The 16216-nt window shown below is 72.8% G+C and carries 17 protein-coding genes; 7 read left to right on the plus strand and 10 right to left on the minus strand.

Annotated features, from left to right (window positions below; genetic code table 11):
- The first annotated feature begins 319 nt into the window (after positions 1-319).
- The 4 genes from ACFWXO_RS05010 to ACFWXO_RS05025 all read left to right on the plus strand — a co-directional run bounded on the left by ACFWXO_RS05010 (position 320) and on the right by ACFWXO_RS05025 (position 5142).
- Entirely contained in the window at positions 320-979 is a 660-nt protein-coding gene (locus ACFWXO_RS05010) for a hypothetical protein (protein WP_380522343.1), read from the plus strand.
- A 283-nt stretch (positions 980-1262) separates the two neighbouring features.
- Positions 1263-1571, plus strand: a complete 309-nt coding sequence (locus ACFWXO_RS05015; RefSeq protein WP_380522344.1) for a hypothetical protein — start codon at positions 1263-1265, stop codon at positions 1569-1571.
- Complete coding sequence (locus ACFWXO_RS05020) at positions 1571-3040, plus strand: hypothetical protein (RefSeq protein ID WP_380522345.1); 1470 nt, start codon at positions 1571-1573, stop codon at positions 3038-3040. Before ACFWXO_RS05015 ends, ACFWXO_RS05020 begins: the two co-directional genes overlap by 1 nt.
- A gap of 941 nt (positions 3041-3981) precedes the next feature.
- The gene (locus ACFWXO_RS05025; protein WP_380522346.1) at positions 3982-5142 is read left to right on the plus strand and encodes a protein-L-isoaspartate O-methyltransferase; all 1161 of its coding nucleotides are present in this window, start codon (positions 3982-3984) and stop codon (positions 5140-5142) included.
- A gap of 137 nt (positions 5143-5279) precedes the next feature.
- Here the strand turns inward: ACFWXO_RS05025 and ACFWXO_RS05030 are convergent, their stop codons facing one another.
- From ACFWXO_RS05030 to ACFWXO_RS05055, 6 genes are all read right to left on the minus strand, one after another.
- A complete protein-coding gene (locus tag ACFWXO_RS05030) occupies positions 5280-5876 on the minus strand; it encodes a hypothetical protein (protein WP_380522347.1) in 597 nt (198 codons plus the stop codon).
- Positions 5877-6108: 232 nt separating this feature from the next.
- On the minus strand, positions 6109-8505 hold the full coding sequence (locus ACFWXO_RS05035; RefSeq protein WP_380522348.1) for a Helicase associated domain protein: 2397 nt from the start codon (positions 8503-8505) through the stop codon (positions 6109-6111).
- Positions 8506-8565: 60 nt separating this feature from the next.
- On the minus strand, positions 8566-8751 hold the full coding sequence (locus ACFWXO_RS05040) for a hypothetical protein (protein ID WP_380522349.1): 186 nt from the start codon (positions 8749-8751) through the stop codon (positions 8566-8568).
- Positions 8752-8817: 66 nt separating this feature from the next.
- Positions 8818-9522 (minus strand): helix-turn-helix domain containing protein, encoded by a 705-nt coding sequence (locus ACFWXO_RS05045; RefSeq protein ID WP_380522350.1) that lies wholly within the window; start codon positions 9520-9522, stop codon positions 8818-8820.
- Positions 9519-11726, minus strand: a complete 2208-nt coding sequence (locus ACFWXO_RS05050; RefSeq protein ID WP_380522351.1) for a hypothetical protein — start codon at positions 11724-11726, stop codon at positions 9519-9521. Before ACFWXO_RS05050 ends, ACFWXO_RS05045 begins: the two co-directional genes overlap by 4 nt.
- A 5-nt stretch (positions 11727-11731) precedes the next feature.
- Positions 11732-12262 (minus strand): DNA-binding protein, encoded by a 531-nt coding sequence (locus ACFWXO_RS05055; RefSeq protein ID WP_380522352.1) that lies wholly within the window; start codon positions 12260-12262, stop codon positions 11732-11734.
- Between the two features lie 306 nt (positions 12263-12568).
- On the opposite strand from ACFWXO_RS05055, the gene ACFWXO_RS05060 reads away from it, so the two are divergent.
- The 3 genes from ACFWXO_RS05060 to ACFWXO_RS05070 all read left to right on the plus strand — a co-directional run bounded on the left by ACFWXO_RS05060 (position 12569) and on the right by ACFWXO_RS05070 (position 14082).
- The gene (locus ACFWXO_RS05060; protein WP_380522353.1) at positions 12569-13018 is read left to right on the plus strand and encodes a hypothetical protein; all 450 of its coding nucleotides are present in this window, start codon (positions 12569-12571) and stop codon (positions 13016-13018) included.
- 8 nt (positions 13019-13026) lie between these two features.
- Positions 13027-13179, plus strand: a complete 153-nt coding sequence (locus ACFWXO_RS05065) for a hypothetical protein (RefSeq protein WP_380522354.1) — start codon at positions 13027-13029, stop codon at positions 13177-13179.
- 273 nt (positions 13180-13452) lie between these two features.
- On the plus strand, positions 13453-14082 hold the full coding sequence (locus tag ACFWXO_RS05070) for a hypothetical protein (RefSeq protein ID WP_380522355.1): 630 nt from the start codon (positions 13453-13455) through the stop codon (positions 14080-14082).
- A 20-nt stretch (positions 14083-14102) separates the two neighbouring features.
- On the opposite strand, the gene ACFWXO_RS05075 is transcribed toward ACFWXO_RS05070, so the two are convergent.
- Genes ACFWXO_RS05075 through ACFWXO_RS05090 form a run of 4 tightly spaced genes read right to left on the minus strand, consistent with a single transcriptional unit; the run spans position 14103 to position 16201 of the window.
- A complete protein-coding gene (locus ACFWXO_RS05075) occupies positions 14103-14708 on the minus strand; it encodes a hypothetical protein (RefSeq protein ID WP_380522356.1) in 606 nt (201 codons plus the stop codon).
- Between the two features lie 41 nt (positions 14709-14749).
- Positions 14750-15142 (minus strand): hypothetical protein, encoded by a 393-nt coding sequence (locus tag ACFWXO_RS05080; protein ID WP_380522357.1) that lies wholly within the window; start codon positions 15140-15142, stop codon positions 14750-14752.
- Positions 15142-15525, minus strand: a complete 384-nt coding sequence (locus ACFWXO_RS05085) for a hypothetical protein (protein WP_380522358.1) — start codon at positions 15523-15525, stop codon at positions 15142-15144. Before ACFWXO_RS05085 ends, ACFWXO_RS05080 begins: the two co-directional genes overlap by 1 nt.
- A 46-nt stretch (positions 15526-15571) precedes the next feature.
- Complete coding sequence (locus ACFWXO_RS05090) at positions 15572-16201, minus strand: hypothetical protein (RefSeq protein WP_380522360.1); 630 nt, start codon at positions 16199-16201, stop codon at positions 15572-15574.
- Positions 16202-16216 lie beyond the last annotated feature (15 nt).

The following is a 16216-nucleotide window of genomic DNA, read 5'->3' on the forward strand; positions in this document are numbered from 1 at the left end:
CCCGCTCCCCCCGCGAGCTCCGCCCACTCGCGCGGGGGGGCCCCCGGCCGCCCCGGCCCAGGTCCAGCATGCTGCCGAGAGCGGACTTGCCCCCTCTGTGACCCCGGCCACGGCCCGTGGCCCGTCGTTGCCCGAATGGCCTCGATGAACCTCATGGTCGCCTACGTTGGACCGCTGATGATCCTCGACCCCGACCGGAGCGCCGACGGCCCAGAGGAGCAGCCAACCCCGGCCCATGAGCGTCACGCGGACGTGGTGACCACCCGGGGGTTGGCCGAAAGGAGCCTATGGGGCCCGCCCTGCCCGGCAGAGTGCGGGAGTGACCTCGACACCCAACCTGGCCGCCCCCGCCCGCCGACGCCGCCACGCGAAGCTGATCGCCGCACTGACCTCGCTGATCGGCGCTTGCGCCGAAGCCGCGGGTGCGGTGTACGGGCCGCTCGCAGCCGCCTCGCCCGACCAGGAGGTCGTGGAGGTGGGCCTCCTGCCGGTCGTCCAGGTCTGCCTCACCGCCGCTCCCCTGCTGGACATTGCCCGAGCCGAGGACTCCGCCCGGTGGCCTGCCGCCGTGGCCCGGGAGCAGGCGCAGGCCCGGCAGACGTACGCCACGCGGTGCGCCGTGGCGCAGGCGCAGCAGTTCGCGGAGCAGGCTGACCCGTCTGTTGGGCACGGTGTCCCGCTGCTCACGGTGGAGCGGTCTGCCTGCGTGGACCTGGTGGGGGCCGGCATCAAGGTCGCCATGCGGTGGCTGGACGATCCGCGGGATGCGGCCGCCCTGGTGGGCGAGTTGATGTCCGGCGGCGAGCTCGCTGCGGACGAGATCCTCGATGAGGCGGTCGATTTCGCGGTGCTGATCGGCCTGCTGGCGCTGCAGGAGGCACGCGCCGCGTCGGATCCGAGTACGGCGGCTGAGCTGTGCCTGGGCGCCGTCCGCCACATCTCGCTCGCGATTGCCCTGGCCAGCGCCGACCTGGCCTGAGCCGACCAGCGGCGGGCCCGCTCAGCTGCCGGTGTGTGCCCCGGGAGCGCGCGGTCCGCTCCGCCTCCACCCGGTGTTGACGCCTTGGTTACGGGTGGCGGGGTTTCGTCGTGTCCGCGCCGGATCCGGACGACGCCGGGCCTTCGCCGAGGAGCTCGGCTGGAGGGCTGATGGCGGCTACGCTCCGCGGCCGGGGGCGGGAGCCTGGGCATGTCGGCATTGTTCGTTTACCCTGGGCGCCGAATTGATCACACAACTGGTGTGACTGAGGGGGGTTGTGGGGATGCCAGGGTTCGGAGTGAAACCGCAGGACCTGCGGAACGCGAACACCGCCGGTCGTGCGGTGGCGGCAGGGGTCCGACAGGACTGGAAGCAGGACTTCGCGCAGACGCCGGAGCTGGCCCTGCCGAACTGGCAGTTCGTGGACCCGGCGAAGAACGCGATCCAGCACCTGGCCAGCTACGTCGAGCGCGTGGCCACCACGACGCTGGAGGACGCGTCCGACACCCTGGGCAGCATCGCCGACTCCTACGAACACGCCGATACCAAGGCGGCCGTATCTCTGGGAGCGGCACCGGAGGGCCAGGGCTGATGGCGTACTACTGGGGGATGCTCAAGACCGCCGACTTCGGCGGCCTGACGACTACCGCGCACGCGCTGTCCAAGTTCGAGGGGCACTTCAAGCACCGGATCACGGACTGGCAGAAAATGCTGCGGGACCTGGCCGACTGCGGCTGGCACGGTGAGGCCCAACAGGCGGCGGACAACGCGCTGCGCAACCGCACCAGCCAGCTGTACGTCCTGGAGCAGCTGATCGAGGACCTGCGCGTGATGCTGACGGACGCCGCCGACAGCTTCGTCATCCTCCAGGCGCGGCAGACGACGCTCGTCGAGACGGCGGCCGCCAGCGGTCTGCAGATCCTCGACGGGGACGTCGACACCGTGCCGACGGTGCAGATCCTGCCACCAGGCAAGGGCGACGAAGGCGGGCGGCACGACCCCGAGTGGCTCAAGGCGATGGAGACGGCCCGCGACCGGCTCGCCAAGGAGGTCGGCGACCTGTCGACGGAGGTCAAGAGCGTCGACGACTCGGTGGCGGCCGCCCTGAACAGGATCGGCCACACCTTCCAGACCGGGTGGGCCGTCCTGCCCAGCGACGCCGTGGCGGAGGCCGACAAGGACGCGGCCGCGATCGACAAGGCGACGGACGGACGGATCGGCGTCCCGTCCGCGCTGGACCCCGCCGGCAACGCCAAGTGGTGGGCCTCCCTGCCGGAGTCCACACGCCAGCAGCTGATCCAGGACCACCCAGGAGACATCGGAGGCCTGAACGGCCTGCCCGCCGCGACCCGCGACCAGGCCAACCGGCTCTACCTGCCCCAGCTGCGCGAGCAGATCGCCAAGGACCTCAGCGACGAGAACCCGTCCCTGCACGCGAACCCGAACCCGCACACGACCCGGGCCAACCTGGACGCCCTGGACGCCCTCCAGAAGCAGGTCGACACCAAGACGGCCCTACCTCAGATGCTGCTCGGCGTCGGCGACCCGACGACCCGCCCGTACCCCTCGGCGAGCGCCGTCCTCGCCTACGGCAACCCCGACACCGCCACCAACATCGCCGCCTACACGCCGCCGAACCCGGCTGCGGGCACGCTCACCGCCGACGCCGCCGCCGCCCGCGGCCTGGCTGCCGCAGCGACAAAGGCGGACCCGGCCAACCCCACGGCAGCACTGGTCGTCGTGAGCCTGGGCGCACCCGGCGACCCGGGGCTCACACCGTCCTCGGTTCCTGGCCGGCCGCTGCGCAGCGGCGCGGCGCAGGGCGTGCTCGACGGGCTGGCGGCCTCGCACCAGGGAAGGAGCCCGAGCGTGAGCGAGGTCTCCGCGGTGCCGCAGGGGCAGGGCTCGGGGTTCGCGGTCGCGCGGGTGCCGCTGGACCGGTACGCGACCAATCTGCCGGACCCGGTCACGCCGGACACGGTAGTGGCCAGGACGCCGGGCGGCATCGAGGACCCGGCCTCCCACCAGGCCATCGTCAATGCGATCGTGGGCCGCCGGTAGCGGCTCTTTTGCAGGGCCTGACCGGCCCCGCGCGGGTTCGCCGGTGCTGCGGCCCACGCGGGGCCGGCGGCGTGCGCGGGGGCTTGCGGCCACCGGCGGGCGAGGTGGGTGGGCGGTCGTTCGTAGAGTCGGGGCCGTGAAGAGCACTTCGGAGTCCTGGCCGGGCGTGCCCTACCCGTCGTACCTGCCGCCGAGGGCGGTGCACGAGGAGTTGGAGACGAGTCCCAGTTCGCCACGGCGGCCGAACTGTGGCTGCTCTGCCTGGATGCGGGGGACGGGGCCGCGGTTCTGCCGATCGTACGGACCACCTTCGGGGCGGACGGGACCCAGGTGGGCAGGACCGTGACAGTCCAGGGCGCGAGGACGCCGCTGGTGCGGTACAGGGTCGTGGAGCCGGGCGGGGCGCTCGACGAGCTGCTGACGCCAGCCCCGGCTGCCGGCTGCGAAGGTGGCGCGACTACGGGGTCCGGCCCGGCGGGTGCGGACGTACCTGATCGGCATCGAGGAGCCCCCGCTGGTGAAGATCGGGAGGACCACCGGTACGACTCGGGCGCGGTTGTCGCAGCTGCAGGTGGGTCAGCCCGGTCAGCTCGGCCTGCTGCTGGACGTCGAGGGCGACTTCGAGGCAGCGCTACCCGGAGTGCACGCAGCTGCGCCAGGGTCGGGTCCGATCTCGGGTTGACCCTACCGGCCGTCGGGCTCCGTGCCGGGGTGGAGGTGGTGCTGTGCGCTCCCCGGAAGCCCCCACGCGCCCTCTACCGTCCGGTGCCGGGGTGGGTGAGGATGAGCGGCTGAGCGTGTCCCGTACCCGATCGAAGGGGAAATGTCGTGGGAGACCATTCGAAAAAGTCGCCGGATCCGTCGACGGGCAAGCCCCCGCCGGACAACGCCGACGGCAAGGTCGAGCCCCCGCCGCCGCCCGCCGGCAAGCACAAGAAGCAGTGAACGACGACGGCTTGGCCGGATACCGCGTACGCCTGGACGCGGAGATGGAGGAGCGCGGGCAGTGGCCGGCCGATTCGCCGTGGCTGCGCGAGGCCGTCGCCGCGCTGCCCCGGGACCGGTTCGCGCCGGATCGGCTGTGGCGCTGGGACGGCTGGGCGTACGTACCCCTCGACAGAGCGGTCGACCCGGACGGCTGGGCGGGTGTGCTGTACGGCGCGGTCGACTCTCCGGCGATCACGCAGCTCACCGGCGGGGTGCCGTCGTCGTCGCTGTCGGCGCCCGGGGTGGTGGCCGACATGCTGGACAGCCTGCAGTTGGAGCCCGGGCACCAGGTGTGGGACGTCGGCACCGGCCAGGGCTGGACGGCGGCGCTGTCCGCCTGGCGGGCCGGCCCGGGCCGGGTGGTGTCCACCGAGGTGGACGAGGACCTGGCCGCGTTCGCCCGCGGCCGCCTCGCGGCCGCGGGGCTGGACGTCGAGGTGCGGGTCGCCGACGGCTCCCGTGCCGGACTGCCCGGCGATGGACGGGTCGACCGCCTGCAGGCGACCTACGCGGTGGAGGCGGTGCCGTTGTCCTGGGTGGAGGCGGTCCGGCCGGGCGGACGGATCGTCTACCCGTGGGGCCGGCTGGGGTACGTCGCGCTGACCGTCGCCGAGGACGGCGCGAGCGCGCGCGGCTGGGTGCACGGCCTGGCCCAGTTCATGGGCGACCGCCACGGCCCGGCCCAGCCGGGCAGCGGACCGGCCGCGCACGCGGCGGTGCGCGCCGGTGCCGATCCCGAGGCGCAGCGGGTGCTGGAGCGCGACCCGGCGGGCCTGGCCGACTGGGGGTTGAGGTTCGCCCTGCGGGTCGCCGTGCCCGACGTCGTGCTCTTCACCGACGACGGCCCGGACGGCGCGGTCACCCTGGTGCACGACGGCGCGCACTCCTGGGCGGAGGTCGGGCCGGACGCGGACGGGCGGCCGGTGCTTCGGCAGGGCGGTCCGCGCCGGATCGGCGACGAGGTGCTCACCGCGTGGGCGCAGTGGGAGGGCCTGGGCCGGCCGGACGTGTACGACTACGGCATCACGGTCACCCCGGAGTCCCAGTGGGCGTGGCAGGGCAGTCCGGACGGACCGCGCTGGCCGATCACGCAGCCGGCCCCGGCCCGGTCCTGACCGGCGCGGGCCGTACGGGCCCGCAGCAGGGCCGCCGTGAGAAGGCGGGCGGTGGCCCGGAGGTCGTGGTGACGACCCCCGGGCCACCGCGCTACCAGCGACCAGGCCGGCGCTCACGCCTTCGTACCGGGCCTCGGTCAGGCGTGGCGGGCGGCCGACGCTTCTGCGCGCAGCATCCGCCAGACGATCCGGCCGATCTCGTGCATGCCGTGGTGCAGTTCCAGCCGGTCCCTGCCGGACAGCCGCCACGTCCGCACCGGCTGCCCCTCCTCCTCGATCCGCACGCTCTGGTAGGCGTCACCGTCGGTCAGGCGAACCGTGATCCGGCGCCCGGGGCCGAGCACCAACTCCGCGGTGAGCGAGGCGACGACCGCCAGGCCCTCCTCGCGGCAGGAGTCGACCATCCCCTGGTGCCGGGCCTCGCGCTCCTCCCCGGGCACGCTGGCCACCAGGTGCTCGCGCACGTGGTTGGCCGTCCGGTGCAGATGCGTCAGCGCCCACTCGGCGTCGGCCAGCCGGTTCGTGTCCGGGTTCGGCGCGAGCAGCGCGGTGAAAGCGCTGAGCGCGATGGACAGGTGTACGCCCGCCTCGGCCAGCGGCGGTGCGTCCTGCATCCGCCCGGCGGGCGAGAGCACCTCGCTCGCGTGCCGGGCCAGGGCCCGCAGCGCGGCCGGGTCGAGCGGCGCGGCCGGTTGGAGCTGTCCCGGCACGGCGGTGGTCTGGTAGGTCGTCATCGGTTCCCCTCGATGGTGGTGGGTCATGGCCTGCCCCTGATGGTGCTGGGGGTTCAGAAAACAGGTACTCAGTCCAACTCGGTGAGGGTCCTGCCGAGAAGGTCGATCGTGCGGGTGAAGGGCGGATACGCGCCCTCGGCCCGCAGGCCGAGGGCCCATCGGGACGCCGTCGGCCTCAGGGCGGGGCCGACGGAGGTGGTGCACAGTGGTGCCGTACGGCCGGGGCCGACGGTCAGTCCGAGGTGCTGCTCTGGACGTGCTCGTTCAGGGTTTCCAGCAGGGCGATCTGCTGGTCGGTCAGCGTCCCGGCCTCCCGGGCGGCTGCCTGCTTCGCCAGCCACTTGCCCGGTCGCAGCGTCGGGTCCGCCTTCCCGCCGGTGCGAGTTGCGGTTCCGGTGAGTGTTCCGCCCGCCTTGAGGTAGACGACCATCCTGCGGTAGGTGCGGCTCCACTCGGGGTCGAGGCGCCACAGCGGGTCGAGGGCGTCCAGCGTCGCCTGCTGTGCCTCGGCCGGATCGGGGTCGAGGCGCTGGCGGCGCATCCAGCGACCGATGTTGTAGTCGTCCAGGGTCGCCCTGCTGGGGATCGCCAGGTCTCCGTGGAAGTGGTGCCATGCCTTGGCGTAGGCGTAGCCGCGCTCCCAGGCGTGGGCGGTCTTGCTCCAGATCATGCCGATGGCGTCGAGCTCGGAGCGTCGGGCCGGGTTCATGGCACCGGTCTCGTGGAGGTGGCGCTGGTTGCGCAGCCAGGTGTGCAGCTCGCGGTTCTCCTCGGTGTTCGGGGGGTCGAGGTGACCGTGTTCGACGTGGAACGCGGTGGCGACGCCGAGCATGTGCTCGAACTCCTGAGCCCTGGGCGAGAACATGCGCAACTTGAGGCTGCGCAGGATGTCGCCCCGGTGGCGCTTGGCGTCGATGCGCAGCCAGGCGAGCGGCTCCTCCTCGGTCTCGGCGGACGGCGTGCCGTCGCCACTCTCTGCGTCGTCGGCGTCGGTGAGGCGGGAGTCCGTCTTGAGCAGGTGGTCCTGTCGGCGGTGGGTGCGCAGGTCCGCGACTCGGCCGACGACCCGGGAGTCGACGCTGGCCAGGGCGCGCAGGACGTGCAGCACCGGGGCGTAGGCGGAGGCGCTGACCGCCTGCTCGGCCTCCTCCTGTACCTGGGGCCCGGCCTGGCCGACGATGGCCGGGTCGGCGGTGGGCAGGTCGTCCGCTTCCTCGCCGTCCGCGTCGGGGCTGGGAATGTAGACCGGGATGATGATGTAGGCGACCTTGCCCTGTTGGGGCTGCTGGCGGACGGCCCGGCCGAGGGCCTGGACGATGTCGACGACGGAGGTCTTCGGGTCGGCGAAAACCACCGCGTCGACCGCGGGCATGTCAATGCCCTCCGCGAGCAGGCGGGCGTTGCACAGGATGCCGCACTCCTCGCCCTCCTGCCCTTCCCGCTCCCCGGTGTGCTGGCGGAACTCGGCGAAGGCCTGCTGGCGCTCGCGGCGGGGGTCGGTGCCGGCCACCGCCTTGGCCCAGATCCGCTCGGGCCGGTCGTAGTCCGGGAGGAGGGCCGCGGTCTCCGTGATCGTCGCGGCGAACTCGCGGGCGTAGGTGATCCGCGCGTGGAAGGAGATGATGCGGCGCAGTCCCAGGTCGGCGATCGCCCGCAGCACCGCGACCTGGAGGGCGAGCCGTTGCAGGTCGACGTTGGTGCGCTGGGAGCGGAGGTCGGCGATCGAGGGCAGGGAGAGAAGGTCGCACAGGTCCTGGTCGGTCACGACGGGGACGAGGATCTTGTAGTCCGCGATCCAGCCGCCGACGACGCCCGCCTCGAAGGACCACCGGTAGATCGTGGGGCCGTAGACGTTCTCGTCGTCCATCGAGTACAGCGAGGGCTTGGCGGTGCCCATCACCAGGTCCGAGAGGTCGCCACCCGGCGTCTCGGCCGCGATCCGCGGGGTGGCGGTGAAGTAGAGGCGCCGCAGAGCCGGGACCTTGGTGTCCTCGTGGACGGCGGCCCAGGACTTCTCCAGCGCTCCGGCGGTGCGGTGGGCCTCGTCGACGATGACCAGGTCCCACTGGGGCAGGCCGTACTCGTCGTGGGCGCGGACCAGCCGCTCCAGGGAGGCGTAGGTGGCGTAGACGGTGACCGGGTGCCCGGCAGGGACGCGGGTGACCAGGTCGGCCAGCTCGGCGGCGTCGGTGGTGACGTGCCCCTCGACGTGCGCGCCGGCTTCGGCGCTGTCCAGCGCCTCCTCCTTGGAGCACGCGGCGATCGCCACACCCTTCCGGCCGCCGAGGTGGCTCCACGACGTGGCCGTCTGCTCCAGCAGCTCGATCGTCGGCACGAGCACGAGGGCCCGGCCGTAGGGAGCGAGCCGCTTGGCGCAGGTCGCGGACACCAGGGTCTTGCCAGCACCGCAGGCCATCTCCATGATCCCGCGGCCGCCGTGCTTCACCTGCCGGACGGCTGCCTTCACGGCCTCCTTCTGGTAGTCCCTCAGGTCGGCGAGGCGGACCCGCGGGGTGGGCAGGCGGCGGTTGCCCGGCCGGGTGACGGCCTCGGCAAGAGCCGTTGCCTCGGCGAGATCGGCGGCGGTCTCCGGCGAGAGGGTGCCGGTCTCGGGCCCGGTGGTGTCCACGGAGGTGTCCTTCTCGTTCGGTGGTGAGTGGGTCAGGGTGCTGTGCCTGAGGGCGCGGGTCTACCGGGGGCGCAGCGGGAGGATCGTCGCGGTCTGGTTCGTCTCGGCCGGCGGGCGGCAGTGCCGGAGGTGGGTCGCGCGCCAGATATTGGCCTCCTCCTCGGTGGCGGTGTCATAGGTGGAGACCGAGCAGACGCGGCAGGTGGTGGTGCGCGTCTCGGCGTTGAAGGTGAACTGGGCTGGCACAGGCGCTCTCTCCCGGTAGAGGCCGACCCCGAGAGGAGCGGGGACGGGCGGTGACGGTCGGTCGGGCTAACGGCGCGGGGGCACCCAACCCCGGACTTCGAGGTATTCGATCTCGGCGTCGGGGACGGCGCGGCCGGTGTCGACCAGCCACTGCTGCATGGCCTCGGTGACGTCCCCGTGGTGCTCGGCGAGCCTGCGACTCCACTCGGCGGCGTCGAACCCGCCGTGGGCGGCGTCGCCGTACTGGCGCTCCTCGGTGCCGTCGGTACGGGGCAGAACCCCGCGCCGAAGCCCCGCCGAGTCCTCCTTCGAGCCGGAGGACAGCAGGAACTGGTTGGCCTTCATCCGGACGGTGAACCCCAGCCGGCCCCCGGCCTGGCCGGTCGCGTGCACGACCTGCGCGAGGTGCCCGGCGCCCGAGCCGATCGCCTGCTTGCCCGCCCGCCCGATCATGCTCCTGCCCGGGACACCGACGATGTTGCGGCCGCGGACCCTGGCCTCTTTGCCTCCCCTGCCGGTGCGGCGGGTGACGTTCTCCTGGGCGATACCGGCCAGCGTCTCCGGCTCGCGCTCTCCGCCGCGCACCGCCCGGACCAGCTGGCGCAGCGCACCGACCATGCTCGCCCCCTTGCCCTTCGTGAAGAACTGGGAGACCAGGGAGGCGTCGCGCCCGAGCATCTTGGCGACCTGCCGCTTGGTGAAGCCCTCGTCGAGGAGCTCTTGCGTCAGGCGGGCAGCCTCGTTGGGAGTGCTCTGGTCGGCGGGGCTCACCGCGCGCCTCCGGCCGCCGCCTGCGCCGCCGCGCGGAAGGCCTCGACGTCGAAGCGGGCTCGTCCGAGTTCACGCAGCGCCAGCAGCTCGTCCTCGCTGCGCGGGGCGGCGACCGGGCCGGACAGGTAGCCCTTGGTCATGTACTCGCCCGGCTGCCCCCGGTAGGGCCACTCGGCCGGGTGGGTGGTGTAGACGGCATCGGTGCGCAGCGCGACGACGGACCCTGCGGGCAGGTGCAGGGCGCCGACCCGGGCGAGGATGTTCTTCCCGTCCTTGATGGTCATGTCGAGCAGGGCGGCCCGGGCGCCGCCCCAGACTCCGGCGGCCCACTCGGGGTGGGCGAAGGCGTCCCGGTCCGTGGTGGTGAGGCGGCGCCAGGTCTGGACGCTGCCGTCGTCCCCGATCAGTTCGGCACCGTCCGGGACGGGCTGCCCGCTCGGGGTGGTGCCGGTGTTCATCCCGGGTCGCTGCGCGAACTTGCCGATTCCGTAGAGCAGGATGCTGCGGATGCCTCGGGAGGCGAGGTGGGCGGCACGGCTGGTGCGCTCGTCCCCGTGCACTCGGGACAGGCCGACCAGGTCCGACCAGGCGGTCTTGAGCTTGTTCGCCCAGTCGTCCAGTGGCTTGGCTTCCTTCCACACCAGGCCGTCGAGGATCTCGACCCTCCAGGGCATCTGTTGGGGGTTGTTGAGCGCGACGTTGATCTCTGCCCCGCTGGCCCAGGTGGTGAACGTGGTGCCGGGGGTGGCGGGGTACTCCCAGTCCCGGTCGCCCGGGACCGGGCAGGGCAGCAGCCCGACGTGCTGCCAGCCCTCGGGCACGGTCGCGCGGATCTGCCAGTGGGAGGGCGCCATCAGGGCCCGGGTTCGCTCCTTGTGATCCAGGGTCTGGAACATGCGGCCGGTGAGCCTGTTCGGCGCGCCGACGCCGGAGCGCCAGGTGTGCCGGCCGTAGGCCAGGGTGCGGTCGTACTCGACCAGGCCCGGAAGCTCGGCCGGAACGCGCGGCGGCAGGATCAGCTCGGTTCGGCCCTGGCCCGCGGTCTGGTGGACGAGTTCGCGCAGCTCCGCGCTCATCACCGGGTAGCCCCCGGCGAAAGCGCCGCTCAACGGAATGGTGCGCTTCCACAGGTCCAGCCCCATGGCACTCGGGAACGACATCATCACGGCGTCGTCCCACTGGCGCCGCAGGGCCTCGCGCATGAGAACGAACGCATCGCGGACCAGAGCGGCGTCCGCGCCCTGGGGCTCGAACCACTGCGCGGCCGACAGGATTTCGACGGCCCCTGCGTTGCGCTCGGCACCCGCGGGCCGGTAGCGGCCCACCGGCTTGCGCTCGTGGACGAGGTGGCTGGCGAGCGGGTCCTGGCCGGCGCCACGGCCGAGCTTGGGCTCCCAGCGAGGGCTCGGGGTGTTGAGCCAGTCGGCCACGGCCCCGATCAGGGTCGGGTAGCGCTCGGCGGCCTGGTGCCAGGGGTCGCCGCCGGTGATGTAGATCCGTCGGGTGTTCGCAGCCACAGCCATCACCGCGTCGAGGATCTCGCCGGGCGTCCGGCCGCCCAGGTCCACGTGCCCCAGGCGGGTGGCGGTGGCCAGGTCGCCGGTGCGGGCGTCCAACCAGACGGTCGGGTAGGCGTTCTGCTCCCACGTCGGGCGCCTGCGCTTCACCTCGGAGGTCTGCGTGTACGCCTGCGCGCCGGGCCCGTCCGGGATGGACGGGAGTACGCGCTGACGCAGCTCCACCTCGTCGGGGGCCTCGACGGCCACGGCCTGCTCCGCCTCCTCCACGGCTGCCGGGGCCGGGACGGTGGCGGGGGTCTCGACCGGGACGGCAGGTGCGGCGACGGGCGCTTCGGCCGGGGAGGGACCGCCGACGCTGCGCTCGGCGGGCGGGGACGCCGGATCGGTCTCGGTGGCGCTGAGGGCGGCTCGAACCTCGGGCGGGGTCGGGTCCAGGTCAGGGGTGATGCGGACCACGTCGGCCAGTTTCAGCCCGGCCGCCTTGGCGACGGTTTCCCCGCTGGCCCCCTCGTGGGCGGCGAGCGCCTTGATTCCGTTCTCGCGCTCCTCGTTCAGGAGGTTGAAGACGGTCTGCTTCTGGGCGAGCACCTTCTCTGCTGCGGCGACCTCCTTGGCGGCGGCGGCGGCCTTGTCGCGCAGCTGGCGCAGCTCCTTGAGCTGGGCGTTGTAGGTTGCGCGGTCCATCGGTTTCACTCCCCTTCGGCGGAGGCCGGGTCGGTGGCGGGGTGGGTGGGGACGTAGGCGATCGGGCCGCCCGACACGGCTTCCAGCCGGGTGCCGAGCAGTAGGTCGGCCAGGCGGCGGTCGTCGGTGCCGGTCGGTGCGCTGGCGATGCGGTTGACCGGGACGGTGAGGTCGGTGAGGTATCCGGCGAGGCGGGCGCTGGTGAAGCGGTATCGCAGGGAAGTGCCGGTGCCGCCGTCGGGGATCCATTCGTCCAGCCCGGTGAGCACGGCGACGACGAACCCAGCCACGGTGACCGGCATGACCCCCGTGGCGGCCACCCTGGCCGGATCGCAGCGCCACCAGCCGGATAGCGCGGCCAGCAGCTCCTTCTCGGAGAAGTCGACGTGGAATCCGGTCCAGTCCCGGTCCGGGTCGTCGTCGGTACGCTCGGGGGCGCCGGCGCGCAGCACGGCGATCTCCGGATGCCGCAGTTGGGTGAGGTCGGGGCGCTTCCGGCTCTGGAGGGCCTCGACGGCGCCGCTGGGCACGATCATGCGGCCGGTGGGCCGGGCGCCGGGGATTGCGCCTGTGGCCAGCAGCTTTCTGATGGTCGCGCCGGAGCATCCCAGGGCCGATCCTGCCTGGCCTGTCATCAGGTACACCGACACCATCCTTCATAGCCTTGTCTTCTAGCGAGAATTGCTAAGCCCACCCTAGGGCAGGGTGCTGGTGATTGTCCATAGCCTTTCGCGCTAGCAGACAAGGCACATAGTCGGATTGATGCGCGCCCCGGCTCGGCCCGTTACGGTCGGCACTCGGCGGAAGCACGCCCCCCACCGGGGCCGCAGGAAGGACTCGCGATGACGTGGCAACAGAACATCGGCTACGCGCTGGCGGTGACCGGAGGGCTGGAGCTCGCTGGCCACCTGCTGGTCGGCGACCACGACGCGAACGAGCGGATTGCCGTCCAGCTGCTGGGGCGCCACCGCGGCGGCCGATGGCTGAGGACCCTGTGCGTGCCGGAGCTCGCCGACCTGGAAGCGGGCTTGGAGGACGTCGTCGACCTGCGCGAGTCCCCGGTCAGGATCAACTGGCGCCTGCTCGCCGCCGCGCTCCAGGTCCCGCAGGGGTTCCGTCACCCGGCCGACGACCTCGCGATGTTGGAGATCGCCGCCCCGATCGCAGGCCCCCACCGCGTCAACCTCCGCTCGGCCCTAAGCCTCCTCAAGCCCGACGACCGCGTACTCGCCGCCGCCGCACTGTCCGAAGCCGCACTGCTCCCGGCCGACGCAGCCACCGCCTCCGCCTGAACCGTGGGATGGCCGTCACCGGCTGGCCGTACTGGGGCGAGTCGGAGCAGGGCCAGGCACTGCACGCCGCCGTCCGCGTCCTGGCCGACTCCGTGCAGTACGCCCATTGCGCCACCCTCCCCGAGCTGCGCCAGGCGCTCGACCGGTTCAACGCTCTGTAGAGCACCGGCGGGGCGGCGGCCAGGCGGTCGCCGCCTCCACCCCGAGCGACCAGCCCCGTTATCTGGGGCACATGAGGTACTGGCGAGCTCCGTTCCCGTTCTTCGCCCGCTACCCTGTTCACCGGCAGGTGCGGTACGTCCCCTGCCGTGAAGTCCATCAGCCCTTGAGGGTTCGCCGGCCTCGGCCGGTCCGCGCCGGAGCGTTCCGCCCGGCTGCGCGCCACACCTTCTGCGAAGGGCACCGCCATGTCGTCACCGATCAGCAGGGAAGACATGAGGGATTTTCGCGAGCTGCGGGAATCCCTCGCCGCTGCCGGCATCATGACCAGCATCAGCCAGATCGCCGCGGCCGAGCGCGACGTCCGCGGGTGGGCCGCTGGCCGGCTCAGCGCAGTGGAGCTGTGTCAGCACTGGGGCTGGGAGACGACCGCCTTGCGTCCGCACTACCGCCGGGTTGGCGAACAGCTGTTCGTGATGATGCTCGCGGACGAACACACCGAGCTCGTCCGTACCGCCCGGGCCCGAACCGACGCCGGAGACCCCGGCCCGGTGAGCATGTGGATGCGCCACCGCGGCCAGGACGAGCCGGTTCTCGTCGCCCTGCCCGTGGTCACCGTCCACCGCAACAACCGCCACCCGGTGCAGCAGCTCCTCACCCCGAAGCGCCGCACCGCGGCAGACCTGCCGCACCTTGTCGGCGCCGAAGTCCCCGTCAACCTGCCCCACCGGGCGGACCGCGGCATCCCCTGCACGCTGTGCGGCGTGTACGACGCCCACTACCTCCGCCGGGACCAACGCGCCGTGCCCGGCTTCGTGTGCGAGGACCACAAGGACCACGCCCTCGACCAACAGATGTGGCCGATGCACGTGGAGGAACAGATCACGGAGAAGCTCGGCATCTAAGCCGCGCTCACCCCGGGCCGTCAGCCATCGAGGCCGGTGGCCCGGGTCTCAACTGACTCGTCGGTGAGGAGCATGTCCTCCACACCGAACCGCGCCGCTTCGCGGCGGTTCAGCGCCCTGTTCAGCAGTTCCTCGCCCTCGTGCAGGTTGTCGATCACCTGCTGGGCGTGCTGCTCCTCCGCCGCCTGGTCGTCCTCGTCCGGCCTTGCCCGGAACCGAAGCGTCTCGCCGGCGGCCTCCAGCAGCTTGGCCGCCGCCGCGGCGAAGCCCTCCTCGACCTTGCCGTCGGTCCTCAGCGCCACCGCACCGGGCGGCGCGAAGTCCTCGGCGAGGACGGCCAAGTGGCCGTCCGCCCGGCCGAGGTGGGCGAGAACCCGGGCTTGGTGGTCCTCGGGCACCGGCCAGGCCAGCGGCTTGCTGCCCTCGGAGATCTCCAGCACGGTGCGGGAGTCGGCGGAGGCGACCAGGTTGTAGCTGGCGTGATCGGCCGCACGGCGCAGGTGCGCCGCGAGCAGGCCGGCGCGCACCGCGTCGTCCTCGTGCTCCAGAGTGCCCGGGATGTCGATGCCCAATGCCGCCAGCGCGGCGCGCAGTTGACCCTCGGTCGGGTTCAGGTTCGCGTACATGCCGCGATCATCCCGCAGCCCTGGCCGACGCAGATGCGCCATCACCCCATCGGGTGACGTCCGTTCGGGACGATGTAGGGGCGCAGCAGCACGGCCAGGCCCATGGTGGCGCCGAAGGCGGTCGGCCCGGCGAGGCCCAGCAGCACCAACCGGGCGGTGCCGGTGAGGAGGTTGTCGGCGATCAGCATGAGGCCGATGGCCAGGGCCACCCCGCCAGCGAGGAGCAGCGCGAGCCGGGCGCCGACCGGCAGCCAGGCCGGGCCCGGGACCTGGAGGACCTCGCGGGCGTGGATCGCGTGCCCGGCGAAATCGCCGGTCGGCTCTCCGCACTGGCAGACCATGCGGTGGACGGCCTCACCGGCACGTGCCGAGGCAATGGGGTCAAGCTCCCGCACCGGTCCGTGGCGCCCGTCGTCCATCGGCGGCCTGCCCATCAGTTCCCCCCTCGGCTGGTCTGGCCCGCCATCGTATCGCTGATGCCCGGCCCCGGGCCGTGCCCGGCGAGGTGGCGGTCCACCTGGATCAGCACGCGATCGGTCCGCGGTAGTCCCAGCGCTCCAGGTCGTCTGGGCGCGGCTCGTAGTCCGCCCGCCGGCCCTCTGGGTCGCGGGACGATGAGGTAGGCGCCGCCGGAGATCCGATCCTCGCTCCAGCCCCCGACGTCCAGCAGCAGACCGTCGAGGTGCCCGCCGCGCAGATTGCGGTAGGCGCGGGCGGGCTCGGGGCCCGAGTCGTCGTTCCAGTCCGAGCCGTAGACGCGACGCCCGAGGTGGTCGGTGGACGGGTGGTCCTCGGTCTCGGGGTCCGGCGGGATCACGACGTTGCTCCTTCGCTGCTGGCCCGGCGGCGGCACCCCGGGCTGGTTAGCTCTTCTTGGCGGCGCGGGCGCGCACGGCGCCGTACGCGAGGATGAGCAGGGCGGAGCACTGCTCGACGGGGTCGCTCTCGGTGTCATCGAGGTAGGTGGTGGCGATGAGCGCTGCGGGGTGCGGGAGCGGTCCGCCGGGCATCGGCAGGAAGGTCCCCGGGTTGTCGCCGGGGTGCTGGCGGGCGAACTCGTGCAGGGCCTCGGCGGTGGCGCGGGGGTCGGGCCAGGCGCCGGGGGTCGGCGGCAGCTCCGGCAGGGTTCGGGCGGCCCACGCGGCCCCGAGTAGCGCGTCCCGGCGAGCCAGCGGGCTGGCGTCCGTCCACACGTCGTAGGCGGTCTCGCCGTCGTCGGGGCTGCGCCCGATGCGGGCGGCCTCGGCCCGATAGAAGTCGATCTTGCTGGCGAAGGGATGGCCCTGGACGAGGTCCCGGGCGTCGCGTGCGGCGAAGGTGCTCAGCTCCGTGGCGCTGCGGGCCAGGTCGTGCAGGCGCATCATGTCCCTGGCCTGCGCGGCGGTGACGCCCATGTGCTCGGCCATCACGTGGGGGATGAACTCCGCGGGGACGTCGCGGGCGACCGGGACGCCACCCACCAGGAAGGTGGCACGGGGGTTGTCATGGTTCACCAGGGGCTGCCTTTC

It is taken from the genome of Kitasatospora sp. NPDC059088, from assembly GCF_042738155.1.
In the GTDB taxonomy this organism is placed as follows: Bacteria; Actinomycetota; Actinomycetes; order Streptomycetales; family Streptomycetaceae; genus Kitasatospora.

Bases quoted from the DNA above. Each gene is read 5' to 3' on its own strand.
- ACFWXO_RS05030 (WP_380522347.1), bottom strand. From the start codon at position 5,876: ATGACGACCTACCAGACCACCGCCGTGCCGGGACAGCTCCAACCGGCC.
- ACFWXO_RS05060 (WP_380522353.1), top strand. From the start codon at position 12,569: ATGACGTGGCAACAGAACATCGGCTACGCGCTGGCGGTGACCGGAGGG.
- ACFWXO_RS05070 (WP_380522355.1), top strand. From the start codon at position 13,453: ATGAGGGATTTTCGCGAGCTGCGGGAATCCCTCGCCGCTGCCGGCATC.
- ACFWXO_RS05015 (WP_380522344.1), top strand. From the start codon at position 1,263: ATGCCAGGGTTCGGAGTGAAACCGCAGGACCTGCGGAACGCGAACACC.
- ACFWXO_RS05020 (WP_380522345.1), top strand. From the start codon at position 1,571: ATGGCGTACTACTGGGGGATGCTCAAGACCGCCGACTTCGGCGGCCTG.
- ACFWXO_RS05075 (WP_380522356.1), bottom strand. From the start codon at position 14,708: ATGTACGCGAACCTGAACCCGACCGAGGGTCAACTGCGCGCCGCGCTG.
- ACFWXO_RS05080 (WP_380522357.1), bottom strand. From the start codon at position 15,142: ATGGGCAGGCCGCCGATGGACGACGGGCGCCACGGACCGGTGCGGGAG.
- ACFWXO_RS05050 (WP_380522351.1), bottom strand. From the start codon at position 11,726: ATGGACCGCGCAACCTACAACGCCCAGCTCAAGGAGCTGCGCCAGCTG.
- ACFWXO_RS05065 (WP_380522354.1), top strand. From the start codon at position 13,027: ATGGCCGTCACCGGCTGGCCGTACTGGGGCGAGTCGGAGCAGGGCCAG.
- ACFWXO_RS05055 (WP_380522352.1), bottom strand. From the start codon at position 12,262: ATGATCGTGCCCAGCGGCGCCGTCGAGGCCCTCCAGAGCCGGAAGCGC.